1 pseudogene is annotated in these 604 nt (G+C 73.3%); it reads left to right on the top strand.

The features are described 5' to 3' along the window. Nucleotides 1–604 (top strand): annotated as a pseudogene (locus ACEN88_RS33685) (ribonuclease E/G); the annotation flags it as partial.

Raw genomic sequence — 604 nt, 5'->3', positions numbered from 1 at the left:
GTCCGGAACGCGCACCGCGCCAGCCGCGCCCGCCGCGTGAAGGTGCCGAGCGTACGGAACGCACCGAACGCGCCGAGCGCGCCCCGGTGGAAGCCAAGACCGAGGAGCTGAACGCGGCCCAGGCCGTGGCGGCCCAGGCGGCCATCACGCTGGCCGGCGAGCCGGAGATCCCGGAAGCACTGAAGCCGGTGACGGCGAACGTGGCGGAAGCGACCGCAGGCCCGGATGGCGAGGAACTGGACACCGACGCGCACGGCGACGAGCCGCGCCGCCGTCGCCGTCGCGGCGGCCGTAACCGCAACCGTCGCGACCGCGACCAGGTCGAGGGCGCCGAGCAGGACGTCGTCGAAGGCGAAGCCCCGGCTTTCACGCCGGTGGCCGACGAAGAAGCCGCCAAGGTCCAGGCCGAAGCGAAGGCCGCGAAAGCCAAGCCTGAAGCCAAACCCGCCAAGGCGGTTGCCCTGGGTCCGTGGCCGTTCCCGACCTCGGAATCGGTCAAGGCTGCAGCAGTGAAAGCCGCGGCCGAGAAGGCCGCTGCCGAGCAGGCGGAAGCTGCCCGCGTCCATGCCGAGCAGGCCGCTGCCGCTGCGGCTGCGGCCTGCTC

The sequence above is a fragment of the Massilia sp. CT11-108 genome (assembly GCF_047302915.1).
GTDB lineage: Bacteria > Pseudomonadota > Gammaproteobacteria > Burkholderiales > Burkholderiaceae_D > Telluria > Telluria orientalis.
The sequence above is the reverse complement of the archived record's forward strand: the minus strand, read 5'-3'. Positions and strand labels throughout refer to the sequence as shown.